Consider the following 15,378-nt stretch of genomic DNA (forward strand, 5'->3'; position numbering starts at 1 on the left):
TTTTTCATGAATCATTATTCCAGGGTGTTCATGTCTGAAATATCTTCTATTTCCGGTTTTTTCACTCTTTCCTGAAGGGTTTGGAAAATCATGTACATGGTTGGAATGACCAGGATGCCAATGAGCGTGCCCACGAGCATGCCGCCAACTGCGCCAACGCCGATAGAGCGGTTGCCGTTTGCACCCACGCCACCGCCAACGACCAGCGGAATCAACCCAAAGATGAAGGCAAACGAGGTCATCAGGATTGGGCGTAAACGGGCGATAGCGCCTTCAATGGCCGATTGCAGGATGCTCATGCCGGCATGGCGGCGCTGTAAGGCAAATTCCACGATCAGGATGGCGTTTTTAGCCAGCAAGCCGAGTAACATGATCAGCGAGATTTGCAGGTAAATATTGTTTTCGACCCCCATAAGCCGGGCAAAAATGAATGAACCTGCTACGCCAATGGGCATTGACAGGAGAATAGACAACGGAAGTATGAAACTCTCGTATTGCGCAGCCAGCAGAAAATAGACGAAAATAATACTCAAGGCAAAAATCAGGATCGACTGGTTCCCCGAGGCGATCTCTTCGCGGGTCAAGCCCGAAAATTCGTATCCGTAACCGGGAGGCAGCGTTTCATCGGCCACCTCTTGTACAGCGTTAATGGCATCGCCGGTACTGTACCCAAAGTTGGGTGCACCGTTTACCGAAATAGAGGTGTACATGTTGAAACGGGTGATATTTTCAGGCCCGTAAACGCGTTTCAGATCGATAAATTGGGTAATGGGCGCCATTTGCCCGTCGGAGGTACGGACGTACATGTTGTTCAGGTCTTCGGGGTTGCCCCGGTAGGCCGGGTCAGCCTGCACCATAATCCGGTATTGCTTTCCGAAACGGTTGAAGTCGGACGCATAATAACCCCCGACATATCCCTGCAGGGCGGCCAATACCGAACTGACCGTGATGCCCGATTGTTTGCAGCGAGCCACATTCACATCCACCAGGTACTGCGGGAAATTTGTATTAAACGAAGTCATCGCATACTGAATTTCCGGACGTTGGTTGAGTTTCCCAAGGAACTGACCGGCAATCTGTTCAAATCTCTTGATGTCGCCGCCTGTTTTGTCTTCCAACTTGAGCTCGATACCGCCCGAGATGCTGAAGCCCGGAACCATGGGGGGTGAAAAGAAGATGACCTTTGCATCTTTGATCTGTGAGGTGGCGCCGTACAATTTTTTGATCACACTGTTCAAATCCTGGCCTTCCCCTTTCCGTTCTTTAAACGGATGTAAGCTGCAAATAATCATCCCGTACGAACTGCCTTGCCCGCTGATGAGCGAGTTCCCGACAATCATCGACCGCCCTTCTATCTCCGGGGTGTTACCCAGAATCAGATCCACTTCCGACACCACTTTGCGGGTTTGTTCCATCGAGGTAGCCGGAGGCAGGCTAATATCCACAAACATCCGGCCGGTATCTTCGGAGGGAACAAATCCCGTGGGTGTGGTCTTCATCAAAAGAACCAATATGCCGGTAAACGCTACAATCAACGCAACAGCCACCCATTTTTTGATCATGAAGAAGTTGATGGTACTGCGATATTTCACGGTCATGGTTTCGAAAGCCATATTGAAAGAGGCATAAAACCGCTGCATCAGGCCTTTGTTGTGCAGCGAGCTTTCGCTGTGCGGTTTCAAAAAGATGGCACACAACGCCGGGCTCAGGGTCAGCGCGTTTACCGCCGACAATAAAATAGCCACGGCCAGCGTGATCCCGAACTGTTTGTAGAATACGCCGGTGGTCCCGGTGATAAATGTTACCGGGATAAATACAGCCGACATGACCAGGGTGATGGACACAATGGCCGTAGAAATTTCGTTCATCGCCGAAATGGCGGCTTCTTTTGCATTTCTGGAACCCTGGTCCAGCTTGGCATGCACGGCTTCCACCACCACAATGGCGTCGTCAACCACAATCCCGATGGCCAGTACCAGGGCAAACAGGGTGAGCAGGTTGATGGTAAAGCCAAAAACATTCAAAAAGAAGAAGGTCCCGATGATGGCCACAGGCACCGAAATGGCCGGAATCAGGGTGGCCCGGAAGTTCTGCAAAAAGACAAACACTACGATAAACACGAGGATGAATGCTTCGAGCAGGGTGCTCAGCACTTTTTGGATGGAGCTATCGAGAAACTGGTTGGCATCCATCAGAATGTGGTAGCTCACCCCTTCCGGGAACGATTGGGCAACCTCGTCCAGCACTTTTTTGGCTTCAACAATCACCTCGCGGGCATTCGATCCCGGCGATTGAAATACAGCCATCGTAATGCCTGGTTTGTTCATGGTAGCCGTACTGACCGAGTAGTTGAGGGCGCCCAGCTCAATTTCGGCCACATCGCTCATCCGAAGCAGGTTGCCGTTTTTGTCGGCTCTGATGATGATGTCTTCAAACTCTTCGGGTTGGCTGAGTTTTCCCTTGTATTTGATCACGTATTCAAACGACTGCTCGTTCAGTTCGCCGAAGCGGCCCGGTGCAGCTTCCAGGTTTTGCTCGTTCAGGGCGGCAATCACATCCGAGGGTATCAGGTTATAGGCGGCCATCACGTCGGGCTTCAGCCAGATGCGCATGGAATAGTCCTTGGCACCGAATACCATTGCTTCGCCTACGCCATTAACCCGTTGGATCTGCGGCAGCAGGTTGATTTTGCTGTAGTTCTGAAGGAAAACCTCGTCGTATTCGCCGGTAGGGCTGTAAAGCGAGAAAACCATCAACATGCTGTTTTGCCGTTTGGAGGTAATCACCCCGGCGCGGGTCACTTCGGCCGGCAGGATGCTGTTTGCCCGGGCCACACGGTTTTGCACGTTTACGGCCGCCATATCGGCGTCAACTCCCTGTTTAAAATAGACCTCGATGGTAGCCGAACCGTTGTTGCTGGCAGTCGAGGTCATATAAGTCATATCTTCCACTCCGTTGATCTGTTCTTCGAGTGGGATGATCACGCTTTTCATCACCGTTTCGGCATTGGCCCCGGTGTAACTGGCCGATACCCGGATGGTGGGCGGAGCAATGTCGGGGTATTGCTCAATAGGCAGGCTCACCAGCCCCAATACCCCAAGAATAACAATAATAATGGAAATGACCGATGACAATACCGGTCGTTCGATAAATTTTCTGAACATGACTTTCTTCGGGTTTAGTTACTGACCTGATTTTCTGCTGCCCGGTTCCCAACCAAACTATCGGCTTCCAACAGTTTTGGCTGAATCGGCATATCGTTGCGCAGGCTGGCAATACCTTCTACCACCACTTGGTCGCCTTCGTGTAAACCGGATATCACCACGTACACATCTTTCAGGTTGCCTGAAAGTACTTCAATGGGGGTGCTGCGAACCTTGTTTTCGGCGCCTACCACATACACAAAATGCTTGTTTTGCAGTTCGAAGGTAGCCTGTTGCGGCACAATCAGGACCGAATCAATTTGTTGCGGGATGCGGACCGAACCGCTGCCACCGCTTCGAAGCAGGCCTTCGCTGTTGGAAAAAGTGGCCCGCACATTCACCGAGCCGGTTTGCTGATCGATCAGTCCGCTGGCCGTTTCAATGACTCCGGCTTCACCATAAATTGAATTGTCGGCCAGTAACAGCTGAACGCCGGGTAAGGTAGCCAGTTTCTGCTGAAGGTTGTTCCCTTCCATCCTTTTGGTCAGCGCCAGAAACTCCTTTTCGTTCATGGCAAAATAAGCATACATCTCGTTGGTGTTCGACACGGTGGTCAGCGGTTGTACGACGGCGCTGCTGACCAGACTGCCCACGCGGTACGGGAAATTCCCGATAATCCCGTCGGTCGGACTGGTAATTACCGTGTATTGCAGGTTGGCTTTGGCATTTTCGAGGTTGGCTTTGGCCTGTGCCAGCTGGGCTTCGCGGGCCTTGAGGGTCGATTCGGCCGATTCGAGGTCGAACTTACTGATGATATCTTTTGCGACCAGCGGCCTGGTTTTTTCGAGGTTAATCGTTGAAGCAGCCACCTCGGCTTCGGCCACTTTTACCTGGGCTTCGGCCGAGCGTACGCTCGCCTGAATATCGTTGGCATTCAGCCGGAAAAGCACCTGCCCTTTACGTACATAGGCGCCCTCGTCCACCAAAATCGCGTCGATATAACCGGCTACCTTCGGGCGTATCTCCACGGTTTGCTTTCCCTGAAGGGTGGCCGGGTAATCTTTGGTTAAAGTGATGGACTGCGGTTTTACGTCAATCACCCGGTATTCCCTTACCTGGGAAGCCATACCCGGCTGTCCGCCTTCCTGTTTTCCCGAGCAAGATACTGCTCCAATAAACAGTAATATTAAACTCAGTCTTTTCAATGATGTCGTTGTTTTCATGCTGTTTTCTTATTGTATGGTAATTTAGTTGCTAAAGTCAACAATTGCACAGATCTTGTTCCAAGCCGCTGTTTTCCTGTATTTTTTGGAGCACCTGCTCAAAAACACGGATCTCCTCCTGACTGATCCCGGTGAGCAGTTCTTCCGAAAGTTTTCTTCCTATGTGCAGGGCTTGCTGCAAAGTCTCTGAGCCTTTTTGAGTGAGGATCAGGTTCTTTTTCCGTTTGTCATTCTTATCGGGCAAACGCACCACATAACGTTTCTCGATCAGTACATTAATCTGACGCAGGATAATCGATTTATCCTTTTGCAGGTGATTGGCCAGATCCTGTTGGGTCAAATCTTCACGTGCGTTTAACTGCAGTAAAATCAGAAATTGCTCCAATCCCAGTTCCAACTCGTTTTCTTTGAGTTTACTGGTCATTTTATTCCGGTAAACCCGCATGGTTTGACCCAGTAAATAACCTAATGGTTTTTGCGACGACATAAACATATTTTCTTGAGGCTGCAAATGTATATGGATATCGTTGATAAAGTCAACTAAAGTAGGTTAAGAAAACATTAATTACAGGAGTTCGTGTGATATTCGGGTGCTGCGGTTTCCGGACCGCCGGTTACAATTGTCTTAACGGATTATGAAAAAGTTTAAAAGACGATTGAACAAACTTCAACAAAAACAGATCTTACGATTGTCGTTCGTTTAAACTTAAGGATTACCAGATAGGCATCAAAATGAACAAAACAGATACTGACCGGAAAAGAATTGCATATCATCCCGAGATCTCCGAATTAAACTACAGGATTTATCCGTAGTTTTGGATATATTATTTTGAAAGTTTGCCGAACTAAGGTTTTACCGTGTGAAGATAGCTGAAAAATACATGAACCGATGCATCCAGCTTGCCCGGCTTGGCATGGGCGAAGTGGCGCCCAACCCGATGGTGGGGGCGGTGATTGTGCACAACGACACGATCATTGGCGAAGGTTTTCACCGGCAGTATGGCGGCCCCCATGCCGAAGTGAATGCCGTGAACGCGGTGAAAGACAAATCGTTGCTGAACAAATCGACCATTTACGTTAGCCTGGAGCCTTGTGCCCACTTTGGGAAAACGCCCCCTTGTTCCGACCTGATCATTTCGAGCCGGATTCCGCATGTGGTGGTGGGTTCGGTTGATCCCTTTGCCGAAGTCGCAGGGAAAGGGATCGAAAAAATGCGGAAGGCCGGGATTCGTGTCGATGTGGGCATCCTGGGCGAAGAATGCCTTGAACTTAACCGGCGCTTTTTCACCTTTCATCAGCAAAAACGGCCCTACGTGATCCTGAAATGGGCCCAAACCCCCGACGGTTTTCTTGATCGCGACCGCAGCCTGGCGGAATTTGGAAAACCCAGCTGGATCAGCAACGAGCTTTCGCGCCGGCTGGTACATCGCCAGCGAACCGAAGTAGCCGCCATTCTGATTGGCACCAATACCGCCCTGAACGACAATCCCTCGCTGAGCGTTCGCGATTGGGACGGCAAACAGCCGGTACGGATGGCGCTCGACCGGAACAACCGGCTGCCCGGCCATTTGCAGATCAAAGACGGCCAGGTCCCCACGATCATTTTTACCGAAAAGGAAGTTTCTCCGGATACACAGGCAGAATACCTAAAGCTTGATTTTTCCGCACCAATTGTTCCGCAAATCCTGCAAATTCTGTACAACCGCCAGATGCAATCGGTTGTTGTTGAGGGAGGCAGGCAGTTGCTCCAAAGTTTCATCGATCAGGACCTGTGGGACGAAGCCCATGTGTACATCGGGAACAACTGGTTTGGCAGGGGAGTGGAAGCGCCCCGGCTGGTTGCCCTTCCCTCAGTAAGCGAAATGCTGGACGATACCCGGCTTGAGGTATTCTACCGGAAGAGTTAAATCTGTATTCACACAGCCACTTGTTCATCGCGAAAAATCGGTCAGTAAATTCTCGGTCCGTCCGGGATGATCGGGATCTTCAGGGCATGTTCCACGTACATAAAATAATAAAAAAGTTTATGGTTGATCTCCAACCCGTAATCTGTATTCGGTTCGTAGTTGATATAACCATCGATTAACTGCCGGTGGCGGAATCCCATTTCATGATAATTCCAGGCCTGAACATAGCGCCTGTTCCAGTATTCATAATAGGATTGGCTGCGGAATTGCGAAGGTTTATAGTTCTTCAGAAACCAGCTTTCAAAGCCCGGATCAAAAACAATCAGCTCGTAGCTGACACTGTCCTCCCCGCTGGCGGTTTCGGCGGTTTCAATGCGTATGGCCTGACGGGTGGCGCAACCCAGAAATACAACAACTGAAAAGAGCAGGATCAAATAAGGTTTCATGGCATCTTTTTTTTATTTTCTACGAAATACATTTTAGTTTGTTAATCAACAATAAATTCTCCAATTTTAGACACATGATTTCATTTTACGCCTATGTTTAGCCTACATACTGAAATTTGGGGAAATTTGCCTACTATACTTAACCTGGTATATTTATTAACTGTCATTTTTATCGCCATCCTGATCGTACTCGAAAACCGCAGTCCGCTGAAAACCATCAGCTGGATTCTGGTACTCGTGTTACTGCCGTTCGCCGGCATCATTTTTTACCTGTTTTTCGGGCAGGAATACCGTAAAAAGAAGATGTTTTCGCGTAAAGGGCTGAAAGACCTGGAAAACCTACGGAAAATGACACAAAGCCAACTTGATCAGTTGCCAAAAAACTACGAGATTTTCAGTAAGGCCATATTCGATAAAAAACACCTGATTAACCTGATGTTATCTAACTCAAATGCGTTGCTGACAGACGATAACGAGGTAACGGTGTTAAAAAACGGCGAACAAACCTTTCCTGCCTTGTTTCAGGCGATTGAAGAAGCGAATCACCACATTCACATCGAATTTTATATTGTTGAAGACGACGTGATCGGTAACCAGTTTCGCGAGCTCCTGATCCGCAAAGCCCGGGAAGGAGTGGAAGTCCGTTTTATTTTTGATGATGTGGGAAGCTGGGAACTGCCTAAAAAGTACATCCGTTCGCTGGAAGAAGCCGGCGTAAAGATCGACTGTTTTATGAAAGTGCGTTTTCCCATGCTGACTTCGCGGGCCAATTACCGCGACCACCGGAAGATTGTTGTTGTTGATGGAACTACGGCCTTTGTTGGCGGGTTAAATATCGCCGACCGTTATTTACACGGCACCCGGAAACTGGGGCATTGGCGCGATACGCACCTGATGCTGAAAGGTGGCGCCGCAACCGGCTTGCAGATTATTTTTATGGCCGACTGGTTTTTTGTTTCAAAAGAGATTTTACAAGGCGAACACTACTTTCACCCGATTAAACCCGGAAAAGGTAAAATGGTACAAGTTGTACACAGCGGGCCCGACTCCGACTGGGAAACCATTAGCCAGGCTTACTTCTCGGCCATCGCCTCGGCCCGCGAACGGGTTTACATGGCCACACCCTACCTGATCCCAACTCCCGAAATTGCCAATGCCATGAAGGTGGCAGCCCTCGGGGGAATTGATATCCGCGTGCTGCTCCCTCAAAAATCGGATGCCATTACCCCCAAGTGGAGTACCCACTCGTATATCGCCGAATTGTTGGAAGCAGGAGTAAGAATTTTCTTCTACCAGCCCGGCTTTATGCACAGCAAACTGATTATAGTCGACGGCGTTTTCTCGTCGGTAGGAACGGCTAACTTCGACTTCAGGAGCCTGGAAACCAACTTCGAGGTGAACGCGATGATTTACGATGAACCGACCGCCGGAGTCCTTGAAAAGCAATTTCTGAACGACCTGAAACAAAGCCGCGAAATTCTTCTGCCGGATTGGAAAAAAAGGCACTGGTCGGACAAGGCAAAAGAATCTTTTTCGCGCCTGCTTAGCCCTCTGCTGTAGCTCTGTCACATGCGGGGGCAGTCCAAATGGCTTGTTTTGTATTGAAAATCTGTATGTTAAACTGTTTTTTTCGGAAGCGGAAAATTATCTTCAGCCCGGTTTAAAAAAATGAATCAAAAAGAATAATCTTTCAATAAAATGCTTACAATTGTACAGCCGGAAAGCAGAAAATAACAATCAGGTAAGGAGCTGGCAATAAGCTTTCTGCCGGAACGTTTAACTGGATAAAAAGAATATCAACGGCCGCTGATCGCAGTAATTTATATATGGAAAGCAATTTTTGATTTAAGACGGAGATGCAATCAACCTTAATCCTGGTAGATTCGTTAGTGCAGTGGAAACCCTACTACGAAACAGAAACGCTGACAACAGCTGCAGATTACCTGCAAAATGAACACCTGAGCAAACAACCTTTACTGGTCATTAACTTATGCAGTACGCTGGATTATCATTCGGAAGGCTATTACTGCTCCTTGTTGGCGCAGGCGCGCGGACACAAAGTGCTCCCCAACGTCGATGTGATCAACCGCATCGAAAGCGGCGCCCTGACGCGGATGGAGGATTACCTTCAAAAAATATGTTACAGGTGGCTGCAAACCAGGCAGCCCAACGACAATGATTATTACGAGGTCGATATTTATTTCGGCATGACCAATGAGCCGGAACTGAATAAAATTGCCCGTTATATTTTTGAACAATTGCCCTGTCCCTTGTTGCGGGTAACCTTTGCCAACCGCCCCAAAAACCAAATCGACTCGGTACGGGTATTGAGCCTGAACGAGTTGGATGACGCACAACAGGACCTGTTTGCTCAAACGCTGGATAATTTCAGCAAGAAAATATGGCGGCAGCCCCGGTTACACAAGGCCTCGCGCTTCGATCTGGCCATTTTGTACGATCCGGCGGAGCAGCTTCCGCCAAGCAACAAAGCGGCCCTGAATAAATTTATCAGCCAGGCCAAAAAAATGAACATCAATGCCGAACTGATTACCGAAGAAGATACCACGCGCCTGCTCGAATTCGACGGGCTGTTTATCCGGCAAACCACCTCGCTCAACCACATCACCTACCGCCTGGCCCAGAAAGCCTGGCAGGCCGACATGGTTGTGATTGACGATCCCTTGTCGATCATCCGTTGTACCAACAAGGTGTATTTAAAGGAGCTGATGGAACGGGAAGGCATCCCGACGCCAAAATCAAAGCTCATCTTTATAAACAGCATGAACTCGTTTGACGAGTTGAGCGCTTGCCTCGGAACTCCCATTATCCTGAAAGTACCGGATGGTTCGTTTTCGATTGGTATGCACAAGGTGAACAACGAGGAAGAGTATAAAAAAGCGCTGGAAATGCTGGCCGAAAGAACCTCTGTTTTCCTGGCGCAGGAGTTTGTCCCTACCAGCTTCGACTGGCGTATCGGTATCATCAACGGAGAGCCTTTGTACGCCTGCAAGTATTTTATGGCGCGGGGCCATTGGCAAATTTATAACCACCAGGACCCAAACAAACCAAAATCGGGAACCTACGAGTCGGTACCTTTAAGCAAGGTGCCCAAACACGTGGTCCGTAATGCGGTGAAAGCGGCGTCGCTGATCGGGAAAGGCCTGTATGGCGTCGATTTGAAAGAAATTGACGGCCGATCGATTGTGATCGAGGTAAACGACAATCCGTCGATCGACCAGGGAGTGGAAGACGACATCTTGGGAGACGAACTGTACCGCCGCATCTTACGCGAGTTTGTCAGCCGCATGGAGCAGAAAGGAAGAAAAGCATGAACAACGCGGTGAACTTTCGCCGGGCGGTAGCGTCGGACCTGGATAAACTTAGGGAACTGGAAGAAATTTGCTTTCAGGAAGAAAGCTTTTCGGGGCGCCAGCTTCGTTATTTAGTCACCCGGGCCAAAGCCGATTTCCTGCTCTCGGAAGAGGCCGGAGAAATCAGTTCGTTTATTGTTTTGCTGAAACGAAAAAGCAGTTCGGCTGCGCGGATTTATTCGCTGGCTGTTTCTCCCCGTTTCCGGGGAAAAGGCCTTGGCCGGAAACTGATTGCCGAAGCCGAAAAACGGGCCCGAAGCGCGGGTTTTAGCTTTCTTAGCCTGGAAGTCAGCGAGATGAACGATGCAGCCGTTCAACTCTACCTGCAAACCGGCTTTGAAGTCGTTGGCGAACGCCCCGCCTACTACAAAAACGGCAGTAAAGCGTTGTTAATGAGAAAAGCTGTATCCATTGGCGTTAAAAGTACCTAAGTAACTGAGTGCCTAAGTGCCAAGCGAAACTGCTGCTTTTTCAGGGTTCTGTCATTAGTCACTGGTCACTTGCGGCTTGGAACTTGAAGCTTGCAGCTCGTTACTCGCAAGTAAAACCGCGACTGAACACTGGTACTGACCACTTTCCTGCCGAAATTTGTATTTCGTAATCCGATTATCAAATGACATCAAACACCAGGCATAGCCTTTCAATCCTTTATTTTCGATGCAATAGTTTAAGGAATCAGCTATGACAACTTTATACTCCTTTCATATAAAGACATCAATCCAGTCAATCACGGTGAAGGTTAAAAAGTAAGTGGCATTTTGATTGGTGATAAAATAGTTATCGGCAGACATTTTTTTGATTGAAAGATATTAAGAAATGCTTTTCATTACAATATGCCTGTTTAATGTCGTTACAAACGACCACCAGCTTACCCCTCGTCACCGCTTTGCAAGACGAGGGGCAGCTGGAGACGAGGGGGAAGGTAGGGCTATTATCATTTTAATTTTCGGTATAATTTACCTTGACAATATTGCTCGATATTTTTCGAGCAATAGCATTTTTTCTTTTTTGAATACTATCCATATATTCTAAACTGATTTCATAAACTCCAAAATCACGATTCTCTTTCTCTGTAATTTCGCGTAATGAAATCATTCCGTCTTCAGGCAAGTTGTGTTTTAAATCATGGTGGATTAATTCTCTAAAATTAATTTTGAATGAAAAACATCTGTTTTGGAATGGTTTCAAAATGTAATATCTCTGAAACTCTTTCCGATACAGCATATCAAATCGAAAGATGATTCGTCTCTCCTCCTGATAAAAAACATTTAGATTCCAACAATAAAAAAAAGAAGAATCCATCCCAACATCAACTATTTTAGAAGCTAAGAGCGCTACTTTATTCATATCAAAATTTTTAATTGATACAATAAATTCCAGTATGGGGTCTTTTGGAGATACTTCCAGTTTTTCAGGGAATAATTTAAGCTCTATAGTTTGTTGCCCATCAACAGAAAGAATAAAATAACCATAAAGAAAAAGACTCACAATAAATATCTTACGCATATTTAATAAAATAAATTGTTCCATATATGTATAAACTGTAAAGTATTAGGAATCTTTCCCAAATATCCAAAGTCCCTTGCATAATACCTCGAACTCTGCCAACATCTTGAAGTGATGTTGTAGTCTGACGCATGTTTTAATCCTTCTAAATGAGCTCTTGCTTCGAAATTTCTTCCAATAATTTCTCTATCATTAGGAATATATCTAGCATCAAAATATCTATTGTCATCTATAATATGAAATTGTTCGTGAGAAATAGCATGTTCCGAAATTGATCTGTTTTCTATACCTAATGGAGTTAAATATATCTCACCATTAATTCGATACCCATAACCTTTATCAAAACCTAGGTGAAGGTTGTCAATTTTAAGATCATTTTTTAATATCTCTATCTTTTGATCAAAATTAAATCTATCCCAAGTTGCATATTTATCAGCAGAATTAGCAATAGAAATGGTGGCAGCTGTCACTCCGGCTATCTTCATTGATTTGAAATAATCATGACCAGAGATATTAATTTTCCCATCATCCAGGAAATCGGAGCTAAGCATTCCGAATCCAGATGCTACTGCCCCCGTTAGTGTAGCATAACCTGCTTTAAGAGCATATTTACCGAGCAAAGCTGCGTTATCTCCCATTGTCACTGCGGTGCTATTAAGAGATGGGGCTAATAATCCCATTCCTGCAGTGGCAGCGGAGATTACTATACTAACTGTTGCGCCTTTAAGTGCCCCCTCTATAATACTTTTTCCTTGCAAATTAGCCCTGGCTCCACCTGCAATTGCCTGTTGAATTGTCAATGCTATAATTGGACCCCAAATAAACTCCCCGTCTGGATCAGTAAAACTTAATGGGTTGTTCAACGCATAACTATACCTGTTAAAGTTTTGCGTAATATCAGGCATCTGTACGTTATTGTCGGGAGATAAAAATCTTCCTAATAGCGGGTCATACAACCTGCCATTCATGTTAATGAGATTGAACTCCGGTAAATGCTCATGCCCTGTAAACCCACGGCCTGCAAACAACTCTTTGTCGTTGGCATCCAAAGTGTAATTCCAGTCGTCGGCGCTGCGGCGGCGGCCCCAGGCGTCAAAACTGTATTCGGCCACTAACAAATTGGAGCTGTTTATCTGGTGAGTGACAGACCCCAAATAATCGCGCAATAAGTAGTAGTAAGCCGTGGAGCCACTTTCGGTTACCGCTACAACCGGAGCCGAGTAAGCATCGCCGCCAATCCAGGTATATTGTTTGGTTGAAGCGCCTTTGGTCTCTTTCATGTAACGGCTGCCGGCATACCAGCGGGTATACTGGGTGCTTCCGTTGTATTTCATTTCCATTATCGCGCGTTGCTGGTCGCTGTTATAAACAAATTGGGCAAAATAACCGTTGTCGGCAATGTCCTTTACCTGTTCAAAAGACGTGTAATGCACGATCTGTGAATCCAGGGGTACCAAATTGGTGGTAGTCGACAATTCTGTAATAGCATATGGTTTGGTCGGGTGGCCGTAAACCATCGTCCCGATATCGCTTTTGCGCAGGATATTGCCATTGGCCGCGTAATGCAAGCCTCCCTGAGAATGGGGGTTACCGTAAATACTGTCGAGCCGCAGCAATTGCGCATCATACAGGAAATTCTCTATACACCCGGTATGTTTTCTATTCTCCCGGTCGGTTAGCCATCCTTTTACCGCATCAAAGGTGTAGTCCAGGTTTTGGATGTTGCCTGTCGTTACACCATCAGGAAATCCCAGGGTAGTGTAAGCATGGGTACTGGTCAAACTTGCCCCGTACTTTGACGATGTGATCTGTCCCCGTTCGTTCATGTCTGTAATCTCGTAAACAACATTCCCACCTGCTTTTACTTTCTTCAGGTAACCATTTTGGTATTCGTGTTCTTCTACAATACCCGACGGATGTGTGCGTTTGTAAAGGCGTCCGATTCCGTCGTAGTCAAAGGTAGTTAATATGGCTGAGGAACCGGGTATGGTCTCCGAAATTGTTTTCAACCGGCCTTTCACTGTTGTTGTTTCATAAGCGAAAGATTTTGAAACACTATCGGGCGACGTAATCCCCGTGAGTTGCTTGGTTGCCGCATCATAAGTATAAGCGGTTTGACCTTCGGGAGATATTTTTGTATTCAAAAGTCCGTTCGGTTGATAATTGAACGTTGTTATTTCGCCGCGGGCACTCATCAGGGTATCCATTTGCCCAAAACCCGTGTAGGAATACCTGATCGTACCTGCACTTGGGTCAGTTAGCTTAGTCTGGTTACCGGCAATATCATATTCCATACTGGTGACAATTCCATCCGGTGCAGTAATGGTTTTCACCTTCCCGTCGGGCCAATACGTGTACAGTATATCGCCGCCGGTATCGTGCGCTTTGGTAAGCGCCCCCTGGCTGTCGGTTTCTTTATAAGCTGAGCGGCCATCGGTTGTTTCAGTCGTTTTTTTACCGTCATAGGCGTAAGTTGTCATACTTCCGGTTGGGCGTTCTACTTTCTGTAACCGCCCGTCGGCCAGGTAGGTGTATTTGGTCCATAACGAAGGTGTTGCCGTGACGCTTGGGTCCGACACCCGGTACACCTGCCCTTTGGTATTGTACTCGGTTACCATGTAAATATCGGATCCGCTGAACCCTTTTATGTCCGAGCGGATTTCGCGCCCAAGCTTGTCGTACCAGGTTTTGCTAAGCGAACCGTCGTTGCCCGATTGCTGTGCATAGTAACAGGCGTTGGTTGGCCCGCCGGTCAGGCCCCAGTTATACGCGGTGGTTGTAACAAGGCCATCGGGCCCGGTTACGGTGGCTACCCGGCCCATGTTGTCGTAAGTGTAGGCGGTGGTATTGTCCAGGTAATCAGCCTCGTTCTGCAACCTCCCGTAGCTGTCGTAATTTCTGGTGGTCGTGCGTCCCAGCGGGTCTTTTATGGTATTTACCCGTACATGGTCGCCGGTGTAGGTATAAGAAGTGCTGCGCGATATACCCCCGGCGGTAGCCATTTCCTTTTTCAGGTTGCCGTTGGGGTAATACACGTGGCTGTAACGGATTTGCTTGCCGGTGCCGGGGTACCACACCTCGGCCGTGTCGCGGTTGGAAGTGGCGCTGAACTCCCTGTCGACCACCCTGGTGATGCTTTCGGCCCCCCGGGTATAAACCGTGGTGGTTTTGGTTGGGCGGCCCAGCAGCCAACTGGTTGTATTGTTGTTGTAAACATTGGTAACAGTTTCGACAGCTTCGGTGGTAGTCCCCTGTATATAGATTTTGGCTACTGTGCCGGGGTTGCCGTAATCATCGGGACTCGTCATCATGCTGGTGATTACCTTCTGGCCGGTCAGGTTGTTGGTCTGCACCGAGGTGGATATGTACGGCAGAATCCGTTTGGTCGATGCATCCAATACTTTCTGTGTCCAGGTATTCGCCGTGGTTTCGAGAAGGGTTCCCCCGGTAGTTTTTTTTGTCACAGAGGTAACCTGCGGATAATAATAGGTGGTGTTGTAGCCCGATTGGGTTTCGGTAACAATACCCAGCAAGTTCTCCGTCCCAGTGACCTTTTCGTACCCGATCACCCCTTTCCCCTGCCGATGTATTTTTAGGCCTGTATAGGCATAATCAATCGATATTGCATAACCTCCGTTAATATTCCAGCCGGTTACAACAGTCAGCGGCCCTTGATAGGTAAATACGGGAAAATTATCGTTTGCTGTACCCTTCGTATAATTTATGTATTCCCCGCTAAGCTTATTGTAATAAATAGCAGTAGTGTTATTTTGCCCATCAGC

General features: G+C 47.6%; 10 protein-coding genes. 4 read left to right on the plus strand and 6 right to left on the minus strand.

The genetic code is table 11. The annotated features are described in order from the left end of the window. Positions 1–14: 14 nt before the first annotated feature. From AC6H3C_RS04125 to AC6H3C_RS04135, 3 genes are read right to left on the minus strand one after another with little or no spacing between them, the layout of a single operon-like run. Positions 15–3,164 (minus strand): efflux RND transporter permease subunit, encoded by a 3,150-nt coding sequence (locus AC6H3C_RS04125; RefSeq protein ID WP_497519418.1) that lies wholly within the window; start codon positions 3,162–3,164, stop codon positions 15–17. 14 nt (positions 3,165–3,178) lie between these two features. Next, positions 3,179–4,366: an efflux RND transporter periplasmic adaptor subunit gene (locus AC6H3C_RS04130; RefSeq protein WP_497519419.1), complete on the minus strand. Its 1,188-nt coding sequence runs from the start codon at positions 4,364–4,366 to the stop codon at positions 3,179–3,181. 37 nt (positions 4,367–4,403) lie between these two features. Further along, positions 4,404–4,853, minus strand: a complete 450-nt coding sequence (locus tag AC6H3C_RS04135; RefSeq protein WP_497519420.1) for a MarR family winged helix-turn-helix transcriptional regulator — start codon at positions 4,851–4,853, stop codon at positions 4,404–4,406. A 394-nt stretch (positions 4,854–5,247) separates the two neighbouring features. Here AC6H3C_RS04135 and ribD point away from each other — a divergent pair, with 394 nt between their 5' ends. Then, positions 5,248–6,273, plus strand: a complete 1,026-nt coding sequence (ribD, locus tag AC6H3C_RS04140) for a bifunctional diaminohydroxyphosphoribosylaminopyrimidine deaminase/5-amino-6-(5-phosphoribosylamino)uracil reductase RibD (protein ID WP_497519421.1) — start codon at positions 5,248–5,250, stop codon at positions 6,271–6,273. Between the two features lie 41 nt (positions 6,274–6,314). Here ribD and AC6H3C_RS04145 read toward each other — a convergent pair whose 3' ends face one another. Next, on the minus strand, positions 6,315–6,719 hold the full coding sequence (locus AC6H3C_RS04145) for a DUF6146 family protein (protein ID WP_497519422.1): 405 nt from the start codon (positions 6,717–6,719) through the stop codon (positions 6,315–6,317). Between the two features lie 126 nt (positions 6,720–6,845). Here AC6H3C_RS04145 and cls point away from each other — a divergent pair, with 126 nt between their 5' ends. The 3 genes from cls (at position 6,846) to AC6H3C_RS04160 (ending at position 10,521) form a co-directional block, all read left to right on the plus strand. Then, positions 6,846–8,279 (plus strand): cardiolipin synthase, encoded by a 1,434-nt coding sequence (gene cls, locus AC6H3C_RS04150; protein ID WP_497519423.1) that lies wholly within the window; start codon positions 6,846–6,848, stop codon positions 8,277–8,279. A 296-nt stretch (positions 8,280–8,575) separates the two neighbouring features. After that, positions 8,576–10,051: a RimK family ATP-grasp domain-containing protein gene (locus AC6H3C_RS04155; RefSeq protein ID WP_497519424.1), complete on the plus strand. Its 1,476-nt coding sequence runs from the start codon at positions 8,576–8,578 to the stop codon at positions 10,049–10,051. Further along, positions 10,048–10,521 carry a GNAT family N-acetyltransferase gene (locus AC6H3C_RS04160; protein WP_497519425.1) on the plus strand — a complete coding sequence of 158 codons (474 nt, stop codon included), beginning with the start codon at positions 10,048–10,050 and terminating at the stop codon, positions 10,519–10,521. The genes AC6H3C_RS04155 and AC6H3C_RS04160 overlap by 4 nt, the downstream gene beginning before the upstream one ends. Before the next feature lie 508 nt (positions 10,522–11,029). On the opposite strand, the gene AC6H3C_RS04165 is transcribed toward AC6H3C_RS04160, so the two are convergent. Next, complete coding sequence (locus AC6H3C_RS04165; RefSeq protein WP_497519426.1) at positions 11,030–11,620, minus strand: hypothetical protein; 591 nt, start codon at positions 11,618–11,620, stop codon at positions 11,030–11,032. Next, on the minus strand, positions 11,599–14,907 hold the full coding sequence (locus AC6H3C_RS04170) for an RHS repeat domain-containing protein (RefSeq protein WP_497521248.1): 3,309 nt from the start codon (positions 14,905–14,907) through the stop codon (positions 11,599–11,601). Before AC6H3C_RS04170 ends, AC6H3C_RS04165 begins: the two co-directional genes overlap by 22 nt. Positions 14,908–15,378 lie beyond the last annotated feature (471 nt).

It is taken from the genome of Gaoshiqia sp. US2 (assembly GCF_059705485.1).